The 23,124-nt window shown below is 39.7% G+C and carries 19 protein-coding genes; 9 read left to right on the top strand and 10 right to left on the bottom strand.

The features are described 5' to 3' along the window. Nucleotides 1-3 precede the first annotated feature (3 nt). From D0T60_RS08610 to D0T60_RS08575, 8 genes are all read right to left on the bottom strand, one after another. Nucleotides 4-903 (bottom strand): hypothetical protein, encoded by a 900-nt coding sequence (locus D0T60_RS08610; protein ID WP_163217762.1) that lies wholly within the window; start codon nucleotides 901-903, stop codon nucleotides 4-6. 12 nt (nucleotides 904-915) lie between these two features. Further along, nucleotides 916-2,751 (bottom strand): type VI secretion system Vgr family protein, encoded by a 1,836-nt coding sequence (locus D0T60_RS08605; RefSeq protein ID WP_163217761.1) that lies wholly within the window; start codon nucleotides 2,749-2,751, stop codon nucleotides 916-918. Between the two features lie 713 nt (nucleotides 2,752-3,464). Next, complete coding sequence (locus D0T60_RS08600; RefSeq protein WP_163217760.1) at nucleotides 3,465-4,163, bottom strand: 16S rRNA (uracil(1498)-N(3))-methyltransferase; 699 nt, start codon at nucleotides 4,161-4,163, stop codon at nucleotides 3,465-3,467. Between the two features lie 6 nt (nucleotides 4,164-4,169). Further along, the gene (locus D0T60_RS08595; protein WP_163217758.1) at nucleotides 4,170-4,745 is read right to left on the bottom strand and encodes a bifunctional nuclease family protein; all 576 of its coding nucleotides are present in this window, start codon (nucleotides 4,743-4,745) and stop codon (nucleotides 4,170-4,172) included. Between the two features lie 7 nt (nucleotides 4,746-4,752). Beyond that, nucleotides 4,753-6,039: a nucleoside permease gene (locus tag D0T60_RS08590; protein WP_163217757.1), complete on the bottom strand. Its 1,287-nt coding sequence runs from the start codon at nucleotides 6,037-6,039 to the stop codon at nucleotides 4,753-4,755. A 260-nt stretch (nucleotides 6,040-6,299) separates the two neighbouring features. Beyond that, nucleotides 6,300-7,484, bottom strand: a complete 1,185-nt coding sequence (locus D0T60_RS08585; RefSeq protein ID WP_163217755.1) for a class I SAM-dependent rRNA methyltransferase — start codon at nucleotides 7,482-7,484, stop codon at nucleotides 6,300-6,302. Beyond that, nucleotides 7,471-8,103 (bottom strand): 3'-5' exonuclease, encoded by a 633-nt coding sequence (locus D0T60_RS08580; RefSeq protein WP_163217754.1) that lies wholly within the window; start codon nucleotides 8,101-8,103, stop codon nucleotides 7,471-7,473. Before D0T60_RS08580 ends, D0T60_RS08585 begins: the two co-directional genes overlap by 14 nt. A gap of 12 nt (nucleotides 8,104-8,115) precedes the next feature. Continuing rightward, nucleotides 8,116-8,688, bottom strand: coding sequence for a DUF5063 domain-containing protein (locus D0T60_RS08575; RefSeq protein WP_163217752.1), 573 nt, complete (start codon nucleotides 8,686-8,688; stop codon nucleotides 8,116-8,118). 103 nt (nucleotides 8,689-8,791) lie between these two features. Between D0T60_RS08575 and D0T60_RS08570 the strand changes: the two genes are divergently transcribed. The 3 genes from D0T60_RS08570 to trxB are packed head-to-tail and all read left to right on the top strand — an operon-like array spanning nucleotide 8,792 to nucleotide 12,844. Continuing rightward, entirely contained in the window at nucleotides 8,792-11,194 is a 2,403-nt protein-coding gene (locus D0T60_RS08570; RefSeq protein WP_163217751.1) for a DNA translocase FtsK, read from the top strand. A gap of 31 nt (nucleotides 11,195-11,225) precedes the next feature. Beyond that, nucleotides 11,226-11,861, top strand: a complete 636-nt coding sequence (locus D0T60_RS08565) for a LolA-like putative outer membrane lipoprotein chaperone (protein WP_163217750.1) — start codon at nucleotides 11,226-11,228, stop codon at nucleotides 11,859-11,861. A 23-nt stretch (nucleotides 11,862-11,884) separates the two neighbouring features. Further along, nucleotides 11,885-12,844 (top strand): thioredoxin-disulfide reductase, encoded by a 960-nt coding sequence (gene trxB / locus D0T60_RS08560; RefSeq protein WP_163217749.1) that lies wholly within the window; start codon nucleotides 11,885-11,887, stop codon nucleotides 12,842-12,844. Between the two features lie 103 nt (nucleotides 12,845-12,947). Here trxB and D0T60_RS08555 read toward each other — a convergent pair whose 3' ends face one another. Continuing rightward, nucleotides 12,948-13,649 carry a Crp/Fnr family transcriptional regulator gene (locus tag D0T60_RS08555; protein ID WP_163217748.1) on the bottom strand — a complete coding sequence of 234 codons (702 nt, stop codon included), beginning with the start codon at nucleotides 13,647-13,649 and terminating at the stop codon, nucleotides 12,948-12,950. A 164-nt stretch (nucleotides 13,650-13,813) separates the two neighbouring features. Beyond that, nucleotides 13,814-16,003 (bottom strand): glutamine synthetase III, encoded by a 2,190-nt coding sequence (locus D0T60_RS08550; protein ID WP_163217746.1) that lies wholly within the window; start codon nucleotides 16,001-16,003, stop codon nucleotides 13,814-13,816. Nucleotides 16,004-16,347: 344 nt separating this feature from the next. Here D0T60_RS08550 and D0T60_RS08545 point away from each other — a divergent pair, with 344 nt between their 5' ends. From D0T60_RS08545 to D0T60_RS08520, 6 genes are all read left to right on the top strand, one after another. Continuing rightward, complete coding sequence (locus D0T60_RS08545) at nucleotides 16,348-18,558, top strand: DUF5686 family protein (RefSeq protein WP_203558308.1); 2,211 nt, start codon at nucleotides 16,348-16,350, stop codon at nucleotides 18,556-18,558. Nucleotides 18,559-18,724: 166 nt separating this feature from the next. Continuing rightward, nucleotides 18,725-20,518 carry a 30S ribosomal protein S1 gene (gene rpsA / locus D0T60_RS08540; RefSeq protein WP_163217745.1) on the top strand — a complete coding sequence of 598 codons (1,794 nt, stop codon included), beginning with the start codon at nucleotides 18,725-18,727 and terminating at the stop codon, nucleotides 20,516-20,518. A gap of 85 nt (nucleotides 20,519-20,603) precedes the next feature. After that, the gene (locus D0T60_RS08535) at nucleotides 20,604-21,518 is read left to right on the top strand and encodes a ribonuclease Z (protein ID WP_163217744.1); all 915 of its coding nucleotides are present in this window, start codon (nucleotides 20,604-20,606) and stop codon (nucleotides 21,516-21,518) included. Nucleotides 21,519-21,614: 96 nt separating this feature from the next. Further along, nucleotides 21,615-22,175, top strand: a complete 561-nt coding sequence (locus D0T60_RS08530) for an RNA polymerase sigma factor (RefSeq protein WP_163217742.1) — start codon at nucleotides 21,615-21,617, stop codon at nucleotides 22,173-22,175. A gap of 47 nt (nucleotides 22,176-22,222) precedes the next feature. After that, on the top strand, nucleotides 22,223-22,603 hold the full coding sequence (locus D0T60_RS08525; protein WP_163217741.1) for a DUF5056 domain-containing protein: 381 nt from the start codon (nucleotides 22,223-22,225) through the stop codon (nucleotides 22,601-22,603). A 23-nt stretch (nucleotides 22,604-22,626) separates the two neighbouring features. Beyond that, complete coding sequence (locus D0T60_RS08520) at nucleotides 22,627-23,097, top strand: hypothetical protein (protein ID WP_163217740.1); 471 nt, start codon at nucleotides 22,627-22,629, stop codon at nucleotides 23,095-23,097. The last annotated feature ends 27 nt before the right edge of the window (nucleotides 23,098-23,124 follow it).

Raw genomic sequence — 23,124 nt, 5'->3', positions numbered from 1 at the left:
ATTTTATTCTCCTTTCAAATTACACATAATAGTTACCTTCTTTTTGTATAAACTACCCATTCTGGAGTCGATTTTAATCTTCATAGTTTTGATAGCTCCGGAAGTCGCTAAGATAGACTCTCCCTCTATTGCAGAATAAAAAGGCTGATTTGTGCAACTCTTTTTTAGCATTAGCGACAAAGATTCGGTTAATCCCCGATGTTTCTTGCTATGCCCCGAAATAGAAAATTTATATTTATCAAAATCGGGCAGATGCAATTTCTCTTTAACGGTGTAATAAATATCCGATCGACCAATCAGATTTTTTAAAGTCAATTCGCGAGTAGTATCTTTTATATATGGTTTTGGGGTAGCTCTTACTGTAGGTTCAATAATCCATGAGTTAGCAATTTCGGTCTTGGCGGGAGGTGACACCACCTCGTATTTCCGAAAAAAAGGATAACAAAAAAAGAATGTAAATAAGTCGCCATTTATCAATTCATGGAAGCTTTTTGAGTCAACTAAATTCGCTTCCATTTTATCAAGAAATTCGGTTACTATATTCCCTTTGTAAGTTAATTCTACTTCTGAGCGCTGAACAAACCATAATTCTTTTATTCTTTCCCAGTTGGTTATTTCAATAATACTTCCGGCATCATCGGTTAAAATATCCAATTGATAGAGGCATTTACTCACTTTTTGTAAAATGTCATCAAATAGATTCAAAATAATTTTATCATTTAACCGAACATTACTTTTATTCAAACGCACCAAATGACCTTGTTTTTTCTTTTCTATATACTGATATGCTATATCATAAGTCAGTTCATTAGAACTCTTCTGAAATTCGCTCTCCGCAATGATGTTCATCCGAACTTCGTAATTTCTGATTTCCTCAAAAGGGAGTAGCTTGTTGGGTATCATTTGAGTCATTGCTTAGAATAATTGTACTTTTTCCGAACTTTGTATATCTATTGTTTTGGAAGAGGCCAACTCCATATTCTCCTTGGTGCTGTCTATCCGAACTTTCTGTGCAGTTAATTCGTATTCTTTGGCAGTTTCCTCCATACGTTCTTTTGCAACAGTAGTAATTTCATTAGATTTTAAACTGAATTGATTGTTTACAATTGCCTCTAAATTTTCGCCAACTTTCATAAAAACATTTTCAGAAGCTGAAAGTATGATGTTTGTAGCATCTAATGCCAACGTTTCGGGGGCTGAAATTTTGATGTTGCTTCCTTTTGTGTCCAGATGAATTACATTGCCATTCAGATCCTTTATGGTGATTCCCAATGTTTCTTTAGTATCATCAAATTCCACTGTATGCCCACTACGCGTAACAATACTCTTAACAGCATTTTCTGCTGCGGCTCCCCCTGTATTCTTCCCATGAAACATACTTCCCATTACATACGGTCGGTTAGGATCGCCAAACTCGAAGCCTACCATCACCTGATCTCCTTCTTCGGGAATGAATACCATTCCCCGGTTCTTTTCTACAACACCTATTTTTTTATTGCCATAGCCTACAATTCCTCCGGCATCGGGACTCATTACACGCAACCAAGCATCACCAACCCTGTCTCGTGCAAAAGGAAACTCTACTTGTACGCGCCCCAATCCTTCAGGGTCATTGTTTTTAATCACTGTTGCCAGAACAGAACTGGCTACAGGCATTTTCAGTTCAGGAGTTGGAACAAATTTCAAATCAGCCGGAATAGCTTCGAACTCACAACTATAACGATGATTCTCGTCAATACGATGAACCACCTTAATCACTCTATATGTACCCAATTCTGAAGTGCCCATGCCTTGTGGCATTGATATGGTTAGCAATCTTCCGATACGTGGGTCGCATGTTTTAGAAACACCTCTTACATATACGCTGCGAGAGGCTGTTGCCGTTTTCCGCCGCTCCACCATATCATCCAGTGCACCTTTATCTTCTACGGCAAGAGAAGCCGGCAGTAGAGTAGGTCTATTAGTTACCAGCTCTGCAGCTTTTTGAGCAGCTACATATAAGTATTCATCTGAGTTTTCAATTTCACTCGGTGATGTTTGCCGAAGAACTTCATCTTTAGCAGATAAATATTGATAATTGGTAAATGTATTAGCCAACAATCGTGAGCCAAATTGAAGTGTCATTATTTCTCTGTCGTACATTACTTCAAATGGCTCCCAATCTTTATGAGTACCAAATACAAGATCTCGCCCGGTGTAATATAATGTTTCGCCCGATATAGCTGATAAGCGTTGCAAGAATTCCCAATCGCTTTCATAATATTGCATCAGGAAGTTTAAGCGTACGTTGTACCTTGGAGTATTTACAATTGATAAAATATCTTCTTGTACACCTGCAGTAACCTCTTCTACAACGTCTTGCAGAGACATTCTGCCAAAAATATCCAATCGCTGGCCTCTTTCCAGCAAGTTGGTCGGACTGCTACCTTCCAGCACCAGATAGCCATACTTTCCTTCCCGACCTTCGGTGTATACGTTGTCTATTACTCCTCTAAACTCGTATACCCATGCGCTATCGTCGCCTTGCTGCAAATCAATATCAAGTGTTTGTCCCATCAAGGCTATCTGGTTTGATAAATCACCGAACAGCGATTGACTGGCCACATCATAATCTAATACTACTTTAAATCGATGGTGTTGACCAAACTCCTGATTCAGTTCCAAGGAAACAACATTATTCATTTTATCTCCTTCAATATACACAAATGCATTGGTAATGTGTTTTTCATCCAACAAATTCGAGGTCGCCATATCTTTTATTCTTTTAAGTTTATAAAGTCGTGTTAATGCTGCTATAGTACATCACATCCTTATGTTGCAAAACAAAAATGTGCACGAAAAGAATTTTTCACAGACGAAAGTATAATAAATTCTGTAAAAAAACAACTATTCCCCAAAATATTTCCTTAAGCCTTTTTCTGTTTCAAGTAAGTTAAGAAGAGTTTTCCATCAACTTTGTTTACCTTACGTACACCCGGGTATACCGGGGTTGTGCACCCGGATGTACGGATTTGGTAGATGTGGATGTAGATAACCCGTACACCCGGGTGTGCAGACTATTTTCTTAATGATTTAAAAAATTAAAAAAGTGTATAAAGCAAAGAACTGAAATAAAGAATAAAAGCATAATGCATGTAATAATATAGAAAAAGGTGGGACTTTGGTGGTACTTGGTGGAACTTTTTTTAGGAAGTTCCATTAATATATTCTGTTGTATATCAATTGATTATGTGTCTGGTGGAACTTGCGGGACTTTTTTGAAGAAAAAACTTTCTGGGGGAGAAATAACGCCCCTTAACTATTTCGCAACAAATGACGCGGATTGTACAGATTGCACGGATCTTAAAACACGGATAAAATGCATAAAGAATAATCCGTGATTTTAATCCGTGCAATCTGTGCAATCCGCGTCTAAAAACACCGATCATTTATTGAAAACAATCATGTTCCGTGTTCACTATCGCTCACTGGTTCATCAAACTAAACGTAAAGCAGGCCGCCAGTGCAGCCGTTTCTGTCCTTAATCGCGAGTTTCCCAGGCTGATAGGCTGAAATCCTTTTTCTAAAGCTTTGGCAACTTCCTCTTCGCTAAAGTCTCCTTCCGGACCTATCAGGATAAGTGTATCTTCATTGGGAAGCAACATATCCTTGAGTAATTTCTTCTCTTGTTTGTAACAATGAGCTATAAACTTTTGTCCTTTAAATTCCTGATTCAAGAATTTGTCGAAGGCAGTCATTTCATGAATCAGGGGCAATCTTGCTTTTAAAGATTGTTTCATTGCCGAGATTACAATTTTTTCTATGCGATCTGTTTTAATATTCTTGCGTTCGGAAAAGCGGCAATCGAGAAAAGTGATTTCGTCGATACCAACTTCGGTGGCTTTTTCGGCAAACCATTCGTTCCGGTCCATGTTCTTGGTAGGAGCCATGGCTATGTGCAAGTGCCCGTTCCATAATGGTGGTTGAGGAGTGGTTTCCAGAATAGACACTAAGCATCGCTTGTTGTTGGCACCACTGATAGCTGCCTGGTAAAAGTTACCCTTTCCGTCTGTAAGGGTTATCTCGTCGCCTTCTGTCAGTCGGAGTACACGGGTGCAATGCCGGGCTTCCTCTTCCGGAAGCTCGGAGGTAGATAATATGTTGGGAGTATAAAATACGTGCATGAATGGTTATTTTCTTCGGGATATTTCATCTCGTAGTAAAGAGGCAAGTTCATAGTTCTCTTCGGAGATGGCTTTTTCCAGTTCTTTTTTTAGTGCGGTAAGGCTTTTACCTTGCAATGAAATAGTTGATTCGTTAGTAGATTCCTCGGTATAAAAATTGTCGGATATGTCTTCTATAAGCAGTTGTTCTTTTTCCAGAATAGATTCATATACATAGATGGGACAACCGGAACGTATGGCAATTCCGATGGCATCTGAGGTACGGGCATCTATGCGGGTTCGGGTATCATCCTTCCTGAAAGTGACGTAGGAGTAAAATACCCCCTCTTTAGCTTTGTAGATTAATACTTCTTCTGCTGAGATAGAAAATGAAGCCATACAAGTAACAAACAAATCATGAGTAAGGGGTCTGGGTGGTTGAATTCCTTTGAGACTCAATACTATAGATTGTGCTTCGGCAGATCCTATAATGACAGGCATCTGTCGTTTTCCTTTCACCTCCTGCAAAACCATGGCGAATGCGGAAGCTTGTTCTTGGCTGTTGGCTACGTTTACTACTTTTACCTCTATCTTCTGATCCATTTTTTTGTTATTTTTTCGTTTCCTTTTCCGGCTGATGTTTGTATTTAAACACAAGGGCAAAGAGTATGGCAACCACTAATGCATAAGCAGCAAAAATGTACCAAACGGTACTCCATTCTCCTACTGTATAAAATGCGCCTTCATATTCTTTAGAGTATGTAAAATGGTTTACCACTGCTTGTGCGCCCAGCGTTCCTACGGTAGCTCCCACACCATTAGTCATAAGCATAAACATTCCTTGCGCGCTCGAACGAATGGCGGGTGTTGTTTCCTTATCAACAAACAAAGAACCCGAAATGTTGAAGAAATCGAAGGCAACGCCATATACAATCATAGAAAGGATAAACATCCAGACATTCGGACCAGGATCTCCGGCTCCAAACAAACCGAATCTTAATACCCAGGCTACCATGGCGATGAGCATTACTTGCTTAATACCGAATTTCTTCAAGAAGAAAGGAATAAGGAGGATGCACAATGTTTCCGAGATTTGCGAAAGAGAAATCAAAGCATTGGCATGATTTGCACCAAACGAGTTGGCAAATTCGGGCATGGCCTTAAAACTGGTGATAAATGGATTGGCAAAGCCATTGGTAATTTGCAGAGATACCCCAAGAAGCATGGAGAATATAAAGAATAAAGCCATTTTGCGACTTTTAAAAAGCTTGAAGGCATCAAGCCCCAAGCTCTCGGCCAGACTTTTCTTTTCTCCTTTATGGCTCGTTACCGGTATATTAGGAATAGCCGAAAATGCGTAAACGGCCAAGAGCAATCCCAATGCTCCTGAAGTAAAGAATTGCGCATAAGTAAATTGATAGCCGGTAATATCTACAAACAGCATGGCACATATAAAACCGATGGTGCCGAATATGCGGATGGGTGGAAATGCTTTGATGGTATCCAGACCTGCTTTTTCCAATATGGAGTAAGCTACCGAATTAGATAGAGCAAGCGTAGGCATATAGAAAGCCACACTAAAAGCATAGAGTGTAAACAAAAGCGGGAATTCTACTCCACTTCCGGCAGTATATCCATAATATCCGGCAGCCAGCATAAATAATCCTCCCACAAGATGACAAAAACTGTACATTTTTTGTGCAGGCACCCAGCGGTCGGCCACGATACCAATTAATGCCGGCATAAACATGGAAACAATACCTTGTATGGCATAAAACATCCCAATGTGTGAGGCTTGGTTAACACTTACTAAATAACTTCCCATAGAAGTTAGGTATGCTCCCCACACTGCGAATTGCAGGAAGTTCATAATGATCAGACGGTATTTTACACTCATATATTTTGTCTTTTATATATTCTTTCTGTAAGGTGTAAGGCAAATATACAATTTCGCAATGATAAGTCGGGCAAATAAAAACAAAAAAAATTGGCTATCCTCCCGGACATCCAATCTTTGTTAACCTTAAATCTAATACCATGAAAAACACAGTGCAAATATAAGGTTAAATATGTTATGCAACATAATATTTGCGCTTATTTCTCTTCTTGTATAACGTTAATTAACTTTTTAGTTCAATTAATTCTCTTAAGTCTTTATTATTCTACGTATAAAACGAGTCCTTTCAGGTATTCGCCTTCGGGATGGTAAATGTTAACCGGATGATCGGCAGGCTGCGTTAATTGATGCAGAATGCGAACACTTCTTCCCGATAAAGCGGCAGCAGTAAATACAGCCGTACGGAAATTGTCTTTAGTAACAACCTGAGAGCAGGAGAAAGTAAACAGGATTCCTCCCGGTTTAATTTTCTCGAAAGCCTTGGCATTTAGTTTCCTGTATCCTTGAAGTGCATTGCGCAAGGCATCTTTATGTTTGGCAAATGCAGGTGGGTCAAGAACAATCAAATCATATTGATCGCCCATGCGATCTAAGTATTTGAATGCATCTTCTGCAAAGGCAGTATGGCGGTTGTCTCCCGGAAAATTTAACTCTACATTCTTGTTGGTCAATTCTATTGCTTTGGCAGAGCTGTCGACAGAATGAACCTGAGTAGCTTCTCCTCTCATGGCATAGAAAGAAAACCCTCCGGTATAGCAAAACATATTCAATACAGAACGGTTTTTAGAGTAACGTTCCAGGAGAGCACGGTTTTCGCGTTGATCTACAAAGAAACCGGTTTTTTGTCCTTTCAGCCAGTCGACGTGGAATTTTAGCCCATATTCCTGAGCAATGTTTTCTGCACTTCCTCCTTTTAAGAAACCATTTTCGGGGAATAAATCGGCTTTGAAGGGCAGCGTTGTTTCAGATTTATAATAGATGTTCTTTACGGAGTCTTTCATAACTTCGCTTAGTGCTTCGGCAATGGCCATACGATCTACATGCATACCTGCCGAATGTGCCTGCATAACAGCTGTTTCCGCATAAACGTCGATAACTAAGCCGGGGAGGTTGTCGCCTTCGCCATGTACCAAACGATAGGTGTTATTGGTGGGGTTGGTGGCTACTCCTATGGCTTTCCGCATATCATAAGCTATTTGCAGTTTGCGCTTCCAGAAATCTATATCAATAGGTTCCTGTTTAAAGGAGAGCACACGTATGGCAATGCTTCCAATCTGGAAATGCCCTTTCGCAATGAATTCTTTTTTAGAAGTGAATACCTCTACAATTTCCCCTTCGTCGGGATCACTTTCGAAACGTGCAATGGCACCGGAGAAAATCCAAGGATGAAATCTTTTTAACGATTCTTCTTTACCCGGTTTCAGATAAACTTTATGATATGACATGAGGAGTATGAGTTTCTGGGGCTAATTCGTAATCGCCCGTTTGTTTTAGTTCTTCAAGAAAGTTATATATTTTTAGGCAAGCCCACGCGTCAATAGCCGCATATTGTTTTTGGGGGTCTGTCAGTACATCCGTTTCCCAATTAGATAGTCGTTGAGATTTTGATATTTTCTCTCCAAACAAGATGGCGTATATCTTTTGCAGACTTTTATCGGTTATACCAAATTTGTTCACATAGTCTTGCAGTTCTATGCAAGATTGCTGTTTGAACTGACTGCGCTTGTGAAGCATCATGAAATCATCTTTCAATGATAATCCTACTTTAATCACTTCCGGATTCTCCAACAGCTCAATGATGGGAGAGATAAGTCCGGTACGGTTTAGCCTGAACAGGAAACAGCATTCGTCTGATGATATTTGCAGTAAAGCCACTTTATGCGTTTGTCCTTTGGTAAAAGAGGGGCGGGTTTCACTGTCTATACCAAGTACTTTTTTTGATAACAGATAGTTTATTGCCTTGTGTGTCTCTTTTTCCGTGTCGATAACATGTATTTTTCCCGGAAAGGTGGTTTTAGGTAATTCTTTTAGGTGTTCTTTGTCTATTGTTCTTTGTATAATCATAACATAACTTAATTAGTGATAGTTATCATGGTCGTCATCCGCATAATGATAATCATCATCTTGATCGGTAGCTTGGTTATACTTAACGTCGTGCAGTGCGCGTAGTGTATTAACTAATTTCTGTCCCCAAAGTCTACCAAAATTTTCTTTGCAAATGTATAAGGCATCATTCATGGTTTCGTTAAGCCCCAGGCGGAATACAAATACAAAGTCTTTGATATCCTGGTAAATGTCGGCCAAATCTTCCGATATATTTTTTTTGATGGGGGTGTCGCTGTATGCCATCTCCGGAAGGAATACTTCCAGATAATCGTCTTTCTCTGCAAGAATGTCGGCAAGATTGATACGAAGTATGGTGTAGGTTTCTTCGGTAACGTAAGATTCAAGTTCTTCCTCGCCAATTTGTTCTATTTCCGGTAGCATAGATGCCTTTATATATAATAAAGGTAAAATTTTAAGCATCGTATTAACAAAAGTCTCCTGCTTCATTCCTTCTGCGCGTTCAAGGAATGCACAGAACTCTGCGGCTACAGTAACAAACTCTACAGCGTTTCGGTCGAATATAACTTGGCTCTCTCCATTCATGATACAAAGTAATTGAAACGCAAAGGTAAGAAAAAAAAGAGAGTGGGAATCTTTTTTTTTGCTACATTTGCATGGAAAACAATCATATATCATATCTCATTTTATGGCCAAAAAGAAAGTTGATAAAGAGACTGACAAGTATGCAGTCCTACCAAATAAATTTACCTCATTCTTTAAGAATGAAACTATTCACTTTGTTATCGGATTGGTTCTGGTGATTTTCTCTGTATATTTACTACTTGCCTTTTCCTCCTTTTTCTTTACGGGATCGGCCGATCAGAGTATTATCGATTCTGCCAATTCGCAAGAACTGGCTTCCACTCATAATCGGGTGAGTAACTATGCCGGATCTCGTGGTGCTCAGTTGGCCAGCTACCTGATTAACGATTGTTTCGGTCTTTCTTCATTTTTTATATTGGTCTTTCTGGCTGTTGCCGGAATAAAGATGATGCGTGTTCGAAACATTCGCTTGTGGAAGTGGTTTATCGGTTGCTCATTGCTATTAATCTGGTTTTCTGTCTTTTTTGGGTTTGCTTTTAGAGATTTCTACCAAGACTCTTTTATTTATCTGGGAGGGATGCATGGATATAATGTAGGTCTTTGGCTGGAGTCGCAGGTTGGAGTACCGGGTGTCTGGATGATACTGCTTGTTACTGCCATCTGTTTCTTTATTTATGTAAGTGCCCGCACCGTTATTTGGCTGCGTAAACTGCTCACCCTGAATTTTATAAAGAGAAAGAAAAAAGAAGAGGAAGTAACCCAAGCGCCGGAAGAAAAAACTACAGAAAGTGTAGATGAGTTTTCGGTAGACAGAACCTTTGTGCAACAAGAACCGTTGACGACTAAAGCCGAGGAAGCATCAAATAAAGGTCTGGAAATGATTTTTGAAGAAACAGCGGCAGAATCGGAACTTGCCGCCGCCGCTGCCGAAGAAGCCGAGCCGGAATTTCAGATTGAAGCAAATTTGGATGATGATGAAAATTACCGCGGACCGGAACTGGAGTCTTATAACCCCAAACTGGATTTAGAGAACTATCGTTTTCCTACTATCGATTTGCTGAAGCGGTATGATAATAGTGAGCCCACTATTAATATGGAAGAACAGAATGCCAATAAAGATCGGATCATTCAGACATTGCGAAGCTTCGGCATTGAAATCAGTACTATTAAGGCAACGGTAGGACCTACCGTAACTCTATATGAAATAACCCCCGAGCAAGGCGTTCGTATATCGAAGATTCGCGGTTTGGAAGATGATATTGCCCTGAGCCTTTCTGCATTAGGTATACGTATTATTGCTCCGATTCCGGGTAAGGGAACTATTGGTATTGAGGTACCGAACTCCAATCCGAAAATTGTATCTATGCAATCCATTATTGGTAGTAAGAAGTTTCAGGAGTCCTCCTACGATTTGCCTGTTGCACTGGGTAAAACCATTACCAATGATGTTTTCATGGTAGATTTATGCAAGATGCCCCACGTGCTTGTGGCAGGTGCTACCGGACAAGGTAAGTCGGTTGGGTTGAATGCCATTATTACCTCCTTATTATATAAGAAGCATCCGGCAGAATTGAAGTTTGTGTTGGTCGATCCGAAAAAGGTAGAGTTTAGTATCTATTCGGCTATCGAGAATCATTTTCTGGCAAAACTGCCCGATGGTGATGAGGCTATTATTACCGATGTGACAAAAGTGGTACAAACGCTGAATTCCATTTGTGTGGAAATGGATAGTCGTTACGACTTACTGAAAAAGGCCCATGTACGCAACATCAAGGAGTATAATGAGAAGTTTATTAACCGCAGACTGAATCCTGAAAAAGGACATAAATTTATGCCCTACATTGTAGTAGTAATTGATGAGTTTGGCGATTTAATAATGACAGCGGGCAAAGAAGTAGAACTTCCTATTGCACGTATTGCCCAGTTGGCGCGTGCGGTGGGTATACACATGATTCTTGCTACGCAGCGTCCTACAACCAATATTATTACAGGTACCATTAAGGCTAACTTCCCGGCTCGTGTGGCTTTCCGTGTATCGGCTATGATCGACTCGCGTACCATTCTCGACCGTCCGGGCGCAAACCAACTGATAGGGCGAGGAGATATGCTTTTCCTTCAGGGAGCAGACCCCGTGCGTGTGCAATGTGCCTTTGTTGATACCCCCGAAGTAGAAGATGTTACTAAATATATTGCTCGCCAGCAAAGTTACCCAACTGCCTTCTATCTGCCCGAATATGTCAGTCCCGATAGTGGAAGCGACTTGGGGGATGTAGATATGGGTAGGCTTGATCCTCTTTTTGAAGAAGCCGCCCGACTAATCGTGGTGCATCAACAAGGTTCTACCTCGCTTATTCAACGTAAATTTGCAATTGGGTATAACCGTGCAGGACGTATTATGGATCAGTTGGAAAAAGCAGGCATTGTAGGGCCCAGCGAGGGAAGCAAAGCACGTCAGGTGATGTGTTTGGATGAGACAGATTTGGAAATGCGTTTGAGCAGCTTCTAACTACTATGTACTAACTACTACAATATTGATTATGGGTAAATATTTGATTATACTATGTATGTGTTTCCTTACCATTTCGGCTTTGGCCCAACAGCAGGAAGCAAAAAATGTGTTGGATAAAACCTCGGCTGCTTTTGAAAAAGCAGGTGGCGTAGAAGCCAACTTTGACTTTGAATTCTTGGAAAAAGGAAAGACGTCAGGACATCATGTGAAAGGTGAAATTCAACTCAATGGAGATAAATTTAAAATGTCTACCGACCAAGGAGTTACCTGGTTTGATGGTACTACCCAATGGACTTATTTAAAGAACAACGATGAGGTAAACATTAATACTCCCACAGAAGATGACTTAAAAGGAATAAGCCCTTATAGCTTCTTTTCTATGTACAAAAATGGCTATAACTACAAGTTGGGCACTACCCGCACTTTTAAGGGGAAGCCCGTTATAGAGGTAATTCTAACAAGTATTAGTGATCCGGAGTTGCCTCGTGTTAGGGTGTATATTACTAAAGGAACATATCAACTTTGGTACATCGAAGCCGAATATAATGGCAATTTACAGAAAATCGTGATCTCAAATTATCAAACTGGCAAGGTTTTTGCTGATTCGATATTTAAATTTGATAAAAAACAATACCCAACCGCAGAAATAATAGATTTGCGGTAACACTATGATTATTTTATAATATTATGGAAAGAGAACAAGTAAAATGTTTGATTATTGGTTCGGGACCTGCCGGTTATACGGCAGCGATTTATGCCGGACGTGCTAACCTTTCTCCCGTACTCTATGAAGGAATACAACCTGGGGGACAATTGACTACTACTACCGATGTAGAGAACTTTCCGGGATATCCAAGTGGTATATCCGGTACACAGATGATGGAAGACTTCCGTCAGCAAGCGTTGAGATTTGGTACAGATATTCGTTATGGAATTGCTACCGCTTCGGATTTAAGTCAATCTCCTTACAAAATTACCATTGATGGCGAGAAAGAGATAGAAACCGAGTCGTTGATTATCGCGACAGGTGCTACTGCTAAATATTTAGGATTACCCGATGAAGAAAAATATGCCGGTATGGGAGTAAGTGCCTGTGCTACTTGTGATGGTTTCTTCTATCGTAAGAAAGTAGTTGCCGTAGTGGGTGGTGGTGATACTGCCTGCGAAGAAGCTATTTATTTAGCCGGATTGGCCTCTAAAGTATATTTAATTGTACGTAAGCCTTATTTGCGTGCTTCTAAAATTATGCAGGAGAGAGTACATCATCATGAAAATATAGAAGTGTTGTACGAGCACAATGCAGAAGGACTATTCGGCGAAAACGGTGTGGAAGGAGTTAAACTCGTAAAACGCTTAGGCGAATCTGACGAAGAGCACTATGAGGTAGCTATCGACGGTTTCTTCCTGGCTATTGGGCATAAACCAAACTCCGATATCTTTGCCAAATATCTGGAAACAGACGAAGTAGGATACCTCAAAACCATTGATGGTACTCCTGTTACCCGCGTTCCCGGTGTTTATGTTGCCGGCGATGTAGGCGATCCTAATTATCGACAAGCAATTACGGCAGCTGCAAGTGGTTGTAAAGCAGCTATTGAGGCTGAACGTTATTTGGCAGAACGCGCCTATCAGGAAAGTATAGGTTAAGAGTTAAAAGATAAAAGTAAAAGAGGGGAAGTTAATAGATAATACTAAATCAAATATCTATTCTCTTCCCCTCTTTGCTTTTAACTCTTATCTTTTATCTTCTCTATCCTATCTTACTGATTTTCTTCAGTTTTTCTTCGTCTATAATCTTGATTTTTCTTCCGTCTATGGTGATTAAGCGCTCATTTGCAAAATTAGAGAGAGTGCGAATGGCATTGGAAGTAGTCATGTTAGAAAGATTTGCAAGGTCTTCTCTTGAAAGGTAAATACTAAGGGTTGAGCCATCTCCTTCCAAACCATAACTTTCTTTCAGGAAAAGAAGCGATTCGGCCAATCTTCCGCGAATATGTTTTTGTGTAAGGCTGACCGTGCGTTCATCTGAAATACCTAAGTCAATGGAGAGCTGTTTGATGAAAAACATCGCTAATCCACTGTTTTGGGTAATTAATGTTGTAATGATACTCATTGGAATCAGGCAGATAAGTGAGGGCTCTACGGCAGCAGCGGCAGTTAAGTATTCTTCTTTGGCAAAGTAAGCACGGTAGCCAAAATATTCAACGGATTTAATCATTCGAATAATCTGACTTCGCCCACCAACACCATCCTTGAAAACTTTAACTTTTCCACTAAGGAGGCACATTAAATGAGCGGGCATTTCACCTTCGCAGTAAATTAATTCATTCTTTTTGTAATTCTGCAAGGTGAAATTACTCGATAACAGTTCTCTCTGCTCGGGTGTCAGAGGGGTCCAAATATCAAGAATATAATCCGGAACAGTGATGTCCGAAAAGTTAGATTTAACCATAAGATGCTGCAAAACCGTGTTATACAGCACAAATGTAACAAGAAAATCTGAAATAGATATAAAAAAGGGGGAAAAGCTTCATCTGTGGAGAGTTGAGAGTGGGGAGTTGAGAGTTACCATGCGGCATCGTAACTCTCAATTCTCCACTCTCCACTTAACTAAGTTTACTTATTAAAAAGCAATTCTCTATATTTAGGCAGTGGCCATATTTCGTCGTCTACCTCCATTTCGAGGCTATCTATATGATCGCGGATTTGCTCCAGATAAGGGCGAACCGTTTTTTCGTAAGCAAAAGCCTTTTCTTCGTGGCAGGTTTTGTGATTAGCTGCTTTTCGGGCTTCCGTCATATCTCTTACTAATGTTTTGATGGCTGTTACCCGGTGAGAAATTTCTCTGACCAGTTCTCTGCGATCCAGGCTTAATGTTTCGTACTCTTCCGGCGAGAAAACTTCTTTAAGACCTCTTAAATTGTCCAACAGTCTGTTTTGATAAATCACAGCAATGGGCACAATGTGATTGATTGCCAAATCGCCCAAAACGCGACTTTCAATCTGAACTTTCTTGGTAAACTTCTCAAATTCAACTTCCAGACGACTATTTAGTTCACTTTCATTAAATACTTTTTCGCCTAATAATACAGAGCGAGATTGTGCATCGGTGTAATGTAGTAATGCTTCGGGCACACAAGCTATGTTGCTTAATCCTCTGCGAGCAGCTTCTTCTTTCCATTCGTCGGAATATCCATCTCCTTCAAAACGAATAGGTTCCGAAGTAATGATCATTTCCTTTAGAATACGGAAGATGGCTTCATCTTTCCCTACTCCTTCTTCCATCAGTTTATCTACAGATGCTTTGAATTCGTTGAGCTGATTCGCCATGGCTGCATTAATGACAATCATCGAAGCTGCACAGTTGGATGAAGAACCGGCGGCACGGAACTCGAAACGATTTCCGGTGAAGGCGAAAGGGGATGTACGATTGCGGTCGGTGTTATCCAGAAGAATTTCAGGAATACGTCCGATACCCAGTTTCAGCGTTGTTTTTTCTTCCGGTGTCATTTTAGAATCAGTTACTTGCTTGGCAATTTCGTCCAGCATGTATGATAGCTGTGAACCTAAGAAGATGGAAAGAATGGATGGAGGTGCTTCGTTGGCTCCTAAACGATAACAGTTTCCGGCGCTGGCAATGGAAGCGCGCAATAAATTCTGATTTTTATAAACCATCATAAGCACATTCACAAGGAAGGTAAGGAATAGCATGTTTCCCTTCGGATTTCTTCCCGGAGCAAACAGGTTTACTCCTGTATCTGTGCAAAGCGACCAGTTGTTGTGTTTGCCCGATCCGTTAACACCACTGAAAGGCTTTTCGTGAAGTAATACGGCAAATTGATGTTTGCGTGCGATTCGCTTCATTAAGTCCATTACAAGCTGGTTGTGGTCATTGGCCAAATTGGCATTCTCGTATATAGGTGCCAGCTCAAACTGATTGGGCGCTACCTCGTTATGACGGGTTTTCACCGGTATGCCTAATTTGTGACATTCAATTTCCAGCTCTTTCATGAAAGCAGTAACACGCGGAGGAATCGAACCAAAATAATGATCCTCTAACTGTTGATCTTTGGCAGAAGAGTGACCCATCAAAGTGCGTCCTGTAAGGCAAAGGTCCGGGCGAGCACTGTAAAGCGCGAGATCTACCAAAAAGTACTCCTGCTCCCATCCTAAATTAGCGAAAACCTTCGTTATATTCTTATCAAACAATTGGCAGACTTCGGTTGCTGCTTTATCTACAGCCGCCAATGCTTTGAGTAATGGCGTTTTATAATCTAATGCTTCTCCTGTATAAGATATAAATATGGTAGGAATACATAAAGTTGTATCTACTACGAACGCAGGAGACGAAACATCCCACGCTGTATATCCGCGTGCTTCGAATGTGTTTCTGATTCCTCCATTGGGGAATGAAGAAGCATCCGGTTCCTGTTGAATTAGTAATTTGCCGGAAAATCTTTCGATAACATCTCCATCATCCGAGAATTCGATAAAGCCATCATGTTTCTCGGCTGTGCCATCGGTTAGTGGTTGAAACCAGTGAGTATAGTGAGTTACATTGAGCGATTTAGCCCAACTTTTCATTCCGTTAGCGATCAGGTCGGCCATTTCGCGACTAATTGGGGCTCCTTTGTCAATGGCATCTGTTACAGCCCTGTAGGCTTCCTTTGGTAAGTATTCCTGCATTTTTTTTTGGTCGAATACATGGCTGGCGTAGTAATCCGAAAGTTTGTTGGAAGGAGGAGTTACCTCTAAAGCTTGCCGATGAGTAAGCTCTTGCAAAGCGTAAAATCTCAATTTAGACATAATGAGTTTTGAATTTATGGGTTGTTTATGATGCAAAACTATATAAAATTTCAAATACACCCCCTAAAAAATAGGGGTCTTTTTGGAGTTTTATATGTTATTTTTCATTTGAACCCCTAAAATATAGGGGTGTGCCGCTTTGTTGCTTTTAGAAATGGGTGTTCGTAATGCTATAAATGGAACCCTTCTTTTGGTTTGAATGAGGTACTCTTTTCTTCTCTTAGAGAGAATGCTTTTCATCTTTTTTAATATTCATTCTTCATGACTTTCTCTTTCTTGGCTATCTTAATCTTGTTTTTATATGATATTTTTTTTAAGTTTGTTTATTCGAAACAGGAGGCTAATTGAAACAACGACTAATATATGTATGGTTTCTTCTTGTTTTTTTATTTTCCACTGCCGTTTGGGGAAATGAAGAAACCACACCGCCATCTTTAAGTAACCCTCCGGTGTCAGCAGATTCGGTGCTGAATAAAGTGATGCAACTTGCGCCATTGTATGAAACACTGATTGATGAATACCGGACCGATATTTATTTAAAGGGGCGTATTTATATACGAAAACGAAACTTCCTGATGCGTTTTGCTCCTTCTTTTTTTAAAGCCAAGAGGGGAGTGAGGGAATATTTAACCGAATCTTATGGCGAATTACATTATACAGCTCCTAACATCTATGACCAAAAACTAAAGGCTACCTATGGAACCATCGATAAATTTGAAGGAATAGGGGTTGATGTTTTAGATTTCTTCCATGTGAATATTTATTCTACCTCCCTGCTGACCTCTAAGCTAGTATCACCTTTATCATCGAATGCACATAATTATTATACTTTCTCTATTGATTCTTTAGAATATGTTGATAACAGCCTGGTTTATCGGATTTCTTTTACTCCTAAAAATAAAAGTTATCAATTGGTAAAAGGGCATCTGTTGGTTAGTGAAGGGGTGTGGAGCGTGCGCGAAATGCAATTTAGTGGTCGTTCCGAATATCTTTACTTCGATAATAAGATAAGAATGGGAGGGGTAGGGCAGCAAGATGAATTTTTGCCCGTACACTATGCTTTGAATGCTACTTTTCGTCTTTTGGGAAATGTAGTGGATGGTAATTTTATGGCAGCCTTTGACTACAAGTCGATTAAACTTAAAAAGAAAGAACCTAAGGTTAAAAAGAAGAAAACAGATTATGACCTGACGGAGTCTTTTACACTACAGTGCGATACCTCTACCTATTTAAAAACAGATAGTGCCGCTTTTTCAGCCTTACGACCTATACCTCTTACGGTGTCCGAAGAAAGATTTTATTATGACTATTTTTCCGAGAGAGATAGCGCGAGTACACCAAAGCCACGTTTAAAGAGTACTACACAACTCTTTTGGGCAGAAGTAGGAGATGTAGGCGAGGCACTTGTTCGTAGGCATACATTCGATTTGGGGGAAGGACAGCGTGTTAGATTTTCTCCTATCCTTAATCCTTTTCTGCTGAGCTATAGTGGAAAAGATGGTTTCTCTTATCGATACGACATTCGTTATAACCGACTTTTTAAGGGTGATAAATACTTGCAGTTGGCTCCACGAATTGGTTATAACTTTAAGCATAAAGAATTCTATTGGCGTATTCATGGAGATTATGATTATTGGCCGGCTAAAAGAGCATCATTGCATGTGAGAGTGGGGAATGGAAACCGAATCTATAGTAGTGATGTGTTGGACGATATCAAAGAAATGCCGGATAGCATTCTTAATTTTGATAATATGCAGCTTGATTATTTCCGAAATATGTCTGCGGAAGTTATTCACCGGTTAGAGGTATTTAATGGTTTCACTGTAAATGTCGGACTTTCCATGCATCGTAGAAGTGCCGTGAAAAAAAATGATCCCCCTGCTGATATAGCCGAAGAAACCCCGGAATTATTGGAAAAGATCAGGAGTCATTATACCAGTATTGGGCCTCGTATTGGGCTTTCGTGGACTCCCGGCCAGTATTATTACCTGAATGGCAAACGTAAAATAAACCTGTATTCAAAATGGCCAACATTCTCCACCGATTGGGAGCGTGCTATTAAAGGAATCATGGGTAGTACTACCAAATATGAACGATTAGAAGTTGATGTGCAACAAAAAATACCGCTTGGCTTGATGCGTAGCCTCTATTATCGTGCAGGTTGTGGAACGTTTACAGATCAGGAGCAACTCTATTTTGTGGATTTTGTGAACTTTGCCAAGAACAATCTTCCTACAGGATGGAATGATGAAATCGGAGGAGTTTTTCAACTGTTAGATCGTCGTTGGTATAACTCTTCCAGAAAATATATGCGTGGGCACATTACGTATGAAGCCCCTTTCCTTATTATGCCTCGTTTGCGGAAATATACACGTAATATTCTGAATGAACGTTTGTATTTGGGTGTATTAACTATGCCTCACCTTAACCCTTATATAGAGGTGGGTTATGGCATCGGAACCCATGTTTTCGACTTTGGAGCATTTGCAAGCTGTATCAATGGCAAATTCTCGGATGTAGGAGTGAAGTTTACATTTGAATTGTTTAATAGATAAACGAGAGCTATCTCTGTGGTTATAAGCGAAAAAGGATAGAAAAACATCCCTTTTTTATGTTTAGTATGCTTTGGTTTTCAGGAAAATACCATTATCTTTGCGCCCGATTTATATATCAATATAATGTCTTACTTAATTAAAGTATTTTTAAACAATTAAATTATTAATGGAAGAACTAAAAAACATTGCTCCTGTTGAAGACTTCAACTGGGATGCGTATGAGAAAGGTGACACTTTCGCTCCTGCCGTTCGTGAAAGCCTTGAAAAAGCTTATGACGGTACTTTGAACAAAGTTAGCGACCGTGAGGTAGTTGACGGAACTGTAATCTCAATGAACAAACGTGAAGTTGTTGTTAACATTGGATTCAAATCAGACGGTATCATTCCTTTAAATGAATTCCGTTACAACCCTGAATTAAAAGTAGGTGATTCTGTAGAAGTATACATCGAAAATCAGGAAGACAAAAAAGGACAATTAGTATTGTCGCACAAAAAAGCACGTGCTGCTCGCTCTTGGGATCGCGTAAACGCTGCTTTGGAAAACGAAGAAATTATCAAGGGATTCATCAAATGCCGCACTAAGGGTGGTATGATCGTAGATGTATTCGGTATCGAAGCATTCTTACCAGGTTCACAAATCGACGTGAAACCAATCCGCGATTACGATGTATTTGTTGGAAAAACAATGGAATTCAAGGTTGTTAAAATCAATCAAGAGTTCAAAAACGTGGTTGTTTCTCATAAAGCTCTTATTGAAGCTGAACTTGAACAACAGAAGAAAGAAATTATCGGTAAACTTGAAAAAGGACAAGTTCTTGAAGGAACTGTTAAGAATATCACCTCTTACGGTGTATTCATCGACCTTGGTGGCGTAGACGGTTTGATTCACATTACAGACCTTTCTTGGGGACGCGTTAGCGATCCGAAAGAAGTGGTTGAATTGGATCAAAAACTTAACGTGGTTATCCTCGACTTCGATGATGAAAAGAAACGTATCGCTTTAGGATTGAAACAACTTACTCCTCATCCATGGGATGCGCTTAGCGCTGAGCTGAAAGTGGGTGACAAGGTGAAAGGTAAAGTAGTGGTTATGGCCGACTACGGTGCATTCATCGAAATCGCTCCGGGTGTTGAAGGTTTGATCCACGTATCAGAAATGTCATGGTCGCAACACTTGCGTTCTGCTCAAGACTTTATGAAAGTAGGTGATGAAGTAGAAGCAGTTGTATTGACTCTTGACCGTGAAGAACGTAAGATGTCTTTGGGTATCAAACAATTGAAACAAGATCCATGGGAAACTATCGAAGAAAAGTATCCTGTTGCTTCTAAACATACAGCTAAAGTTCGCAACTTCACTAACTTCGGTGTATTCGTAGAAATCGAAGAAGGTGTTGACGGATTGATCCACATTTCAGACCTTTCTTGGACTAAGAAAGTAAAACACCCATCTGAATTTACTCAGATTGGTTCTGAAATCGAAGTTCAAGTATTGGAAATCGACAAAGAAAACCGTCGTTTGAGCCTTGGTCACAAACAGTTGGAAGAAAATCCATGGGATGTATTCGAAACTGTATTTACTGTAGGTTCTGTACACGAAGGTACAATCATCGAAATGTTGGATAAAGGTGCTGTAATCGCTCTTCCTTATGGTGTTGAAGGTTTTGCTACTCCAAAACACTTGGTAAAAGAAGACGGTTCGCAAGCTCAGTTGGACGAAAAACTTGAATTTAAAGTTATCGAATTCAACAAAGATGCTAAGAGAATCATCCTTTCTCACAGCCGTATCTTCGAAGATGTTGCTAAAGCAGAAGAAAAAGCAGAAAAGAAAACTTCTACTAAGAAGACTTCTTCTAAAAAAGAAGAATCTCCAATGATTCAAAATCAAACTGCATCTACTACATTAGGTGATATCGATGCATTGGCTGCTTTGAAAGAGCAATTAGACAACCAAAAGAAATAAGAAATTATTTTCTTGAATAATATGAAAAAGGAGTGCTTTTGAGCGCTCCTTTTTTTATTCTAACTTCTTTTTTTACCTTTGCTCTATGGAGAAATTTGAATTACACATACTGGGTTGCGGTTCTGCCCTTCCTACAACTCGCCATTTTGCAACTTCGCAAGTGGTGAATATACGCGAAAAGCTTTTCATGATTGATTGTGGAGAAGGAGCACAAATGCAACTGCGCAAGTCTCGCTTGAAGTTCTCCCGTTTAAATCATATATTCATTTCTCACCTCCACGGCGATCATTGCTTTGGTTTATTGGGGCTTATCTCTACTTTTGGTTTACTTGGTCGAACCGCAGATCTATATATTCATTCTCCACAAGGCACAGAGAAACTATTTCGGCCGATGTTGGATTTCTTCTGTAATAGACTTCCTTATACTGTGTTTTTTCGCGAATTTGATACCGATAAACCAACGCAGATATATGCCGACCGTTCCGTAGCGATAACAACCATACCATTGCGTCATCGGATTCCCTGTTGTGGATTCCTGTTCGAAGAATCTCCCCGTCCTAAACATATCATTCGTGATATGGTTGACTTCTACGAGGTTCCTGTTTATGAGTTAAACAGGATAAAGAATGGAGCAGATTATATCAATCCTGACGGCGAAGTAATTCCCAACTCCCGTTTAACACGTCCATCAGAGCCGATACGTCGGTATGCTTATTGCTCAGATACCATTTATCATGAGAAAGTGATTGAACAAATAAAAGGAGTAGACTTACTTTTTCATGAAGCAACCTTTTCGCAAAGCGAGCAGCACCGGGCGAAAGAAACATTTCATACTACAGCCGAACAGGCCGGACGTATTGCTTTGTTGGCGGAAGTGAAGAAACTTGTAATCGGGCATTTCTCTGCTCGGTATGAGAGTGAAAGCGTATTATTAAAAGAGGCACAGGCTGTTTTTCCTAATACAATTCTGGCTAAAGAATCTCTTTGTTTAAATGTTTAAAAGTCAGTTTAATTTTAGCGGAATCTTTGTTCAGTAAAAGATATCCTTTTATATTTGTGGAACTTTAGGCAATTATGTCGGGAGATTAGAATAGAAGTGAGTCAGAAACCATCTTTTAATGAACAGAAAGTAATCTCTTTACTCCAGGATAAAGAATCTGTGAGAAAAGGATTTGAGATGATTGTTTGCGAATACAGCGAGCAGTTATATTGGCAAATCCGTCGGTTAGTACTATCTCATGATGATGCTAACGATATATTGCAGAATGCTTTTATCAAAGCCTGGCTTAATATTGATTATTTCAGGGGAGATGCAAAAATCTCTACTTGGCTTTATCGGATAGCATTGAATGAGTGTCTTACCTTTCTGAGTAAACAGCGTGCAACCAATAATGTTCCTATTGATGATCCGGAAGCTTCTATTATTCAGAAATTAGAAAGTGACACTTATTTCTCGGGAGATAAAGCAGATCTTTTACTTCAAAAGGCATTGTTAACTTTACCGGAAAAACAACGTATGGTTTTCAACCTGAAGTATTATCAGGAAATGAAATATGAAGAGATGTCGGAGATTTTTGGAACATCAGTCGGTGCTCTCAAATCATCTTATCATCATGCAGTGAAAAAGATCGAGAAATTTGTAGAAGAACACGATTAAACCTTTTGACTTTATAATCGTCTAAGTTTAAAGAGAGGAGAAAGCTTATGAAAGAGGAAGATAAATTATTAAAAAGATTCGGCACAGAGAATAAATTCACCGTGCCCGAGAATTACTTTGAGCAGCTTACTTCAGAAGTAATGGATAAGCTTCCTGAACACGAATCATCTAAATTTGAATATAAGGAACCAACAGTATGGGAACGCTTTAAACCTTGGGTTTATATGGCAGCCATGTTTATTGGAGCTGCTTTAATTATAAGGGTAGCTTCTTATAATCCGAATCCCTTTGAACAGAAAGAATCACCGGTTGCAGAAAACGCAACAGAACAGCTTATTTCTGATGAATATCTTGATTATGCATTGAGCCAATCAATGCTGGATGACTATTCTTTATATGTTTATCTCACCGATGCGAATGCCGAATAATGACTTAATACAGACTTAATAAAATGAAACGAATACTTATTCTACTGTTTATATTGACAGCCGGCATATCTGCTGCTATTGCGAGAGATGGGCTAAATCAACATCTGTCTCCTGAAGAATTTAGAGCAAAGCAACAGGCATTCATTACAGAGAAAGCCGATTTAACCAAAAATGAAGCCGCAAAATTCTTTCCCGTTTACTTCGAACTTCAAGATAAAAAGAAGGCTTTAAATGATAAAGCCTGGAAGTGGATCAATAAAGGAAAAGATGAAAAAACAACCGATGAACAGTATGATGATATAATGCAGAAAGTATATGATGCTCGTATTAAATCTGATGAATTAGATAAAGAATACTATCAAAGGTTTAAAAAAATACTTTCGCCCAAGAAAATCTATTTAGTTCAAAGAGCTGAAATGAGGTTTCATCGGGAGTTGGTAAAAAGCGCACATAATAAGGGAGATAACCCTCAACCGCCCAGAGGGAAGAGATAATAAGAGCCGGATTAATTCCGGCTTTTT

This window comes from Bacteroides sp. 224, assembly GCF_010500995.1.
Taxonomy (GTDB): domain Bacteria; phylum Bacteroidota; class Bacteroidia; order Bacteroidales; family Bacteroidaceae; genus Bacteroides.
The sequence above is the reverse complement of the archived record's forward strand: the minus strand, read 5'-3'. Positions and strand labels throughout refer to the sequence as shown.

Excerpts from the sequence above, each read along its gene's own strand:
- D0T60_RS08610 (WP_163217762.1), bottom strand. The coding sequence starts at position 903 with ATGATACCCAACAAGCTACTCCCTTTTGAGGAAATCAGAAATTACGAA.
- D0T60_RS08605 (WP_163217761.1), bottom strand. The coding sequence starts at position 2,751 with ATGGCGACCTCGAATTTGTTGGATGAAAAACACATTACCAATGCATTT.
- D0T60_RS08600 (WP_163217760.1), bottom strand. The coding sequence starts at position 4,163 with ATGCACGTATTTTATACTCCCAACATATTATCTACCTCCGAGCTTCCG.
- D0T60_RS08595 (WP_163217758.1), bottom strand. The coding sequence starts at position 4,745 with ATGGATCAGAAGATAGAGGTAAAAGTAGTAAACGTAGCCAACAGCCAA.
- D0T60_RS08590 (WP_163217757.1), bottom strand. The coding sequence starts at position 6,039 with ATGAGTGTAAAATACCGTCTGATCATTATGAACTTCCTGCAATTCGCA.
- D0T60_RS08585 (WP_163217755.1), bottom strand. The coding sequence starts at position 7,484 with ATGTCATATCATAAAGTTTATCTGAAACCGGGTAAAGAAGAATCGTTA.
- D0T60_RS08580 (WP_163217754.1), bottom strand. The coding sequence starts at position 8,103 with ATGATTATACAAAGAACAATAGACAAAGAACACCTAAAAGAATTACCT.
- D0T60_RS08575 (WP_163217752.1), bottom strand. The coding sequence starts at position 8,688 with ATGAATGGAGAGAGCCAAGTTATATTCGACCGAAACGCTGTAGAGTTT.
- D0T60_RS08570 (WP_163217751.1), top strand. The coding sequence starts at position 8,792 with ATGGCCAAAAAGAAAGTTGATAAAGAGACTGACAAGTATGCAGTCCTA.
- D0T60_RS08565 (WP_163217750.1), top strand. The coding sequence starts at position 11,226 with ATGGGTAAATATTTGATTATACTATGTATGTGTTTCCTTACCATTTCG.
- trxB (WP_163217749.1), top strand. The coding sequence starts at position 11,885 with ATGGAAAGAGAACAAGTAAAATGTTTGATTATTGGTTCGGGACCTGCC.
- D0T60_RS08555 (WP_163217748.1), bottom strand. The coding sequence starts at position 13,649 with ATGGTTAAATCTAACTTTTCGGACATCACTGTTCCGGATTATATTCTT.
- D0T60_RS08550 (WP_163217746.1), bottom strand. The coding sequence starts at position 16,003 with ATGTCTAAATTGAGATTTTACGCTTTGCAAGAGCTTACTCATCGGCAA.
- rpsA (WP_163217745.1), top strand. The coding sequence starts at position 18,725 with ATGGAAGAACTAAAAAACATTGCTCCTGTTGAAGACTTCAACTGGGAT.
- D0T60_RS08535 (WP_163217744.1), top strand. The coding sequence starts at position 20,604 with ATGGAGAAATTTGAATTACACATACTGGGTTGCGGTTCTGCCCTTCCT.
- D0T60_RS08525 (WP_163217741.1), top strand. The coding sequence starts at position 22,223 with ATGAAAGAGGAAGATAAATTATTAAAAAGATTCGGCACAGAGAATAAA.
- D0T60_RS08520 (WP_163217740.1), top strand. The coding sequence starts at position 22,627 with ATGAAACGAATACTTATTCTACTGTTTATATTGACAGCCGGCATATCT.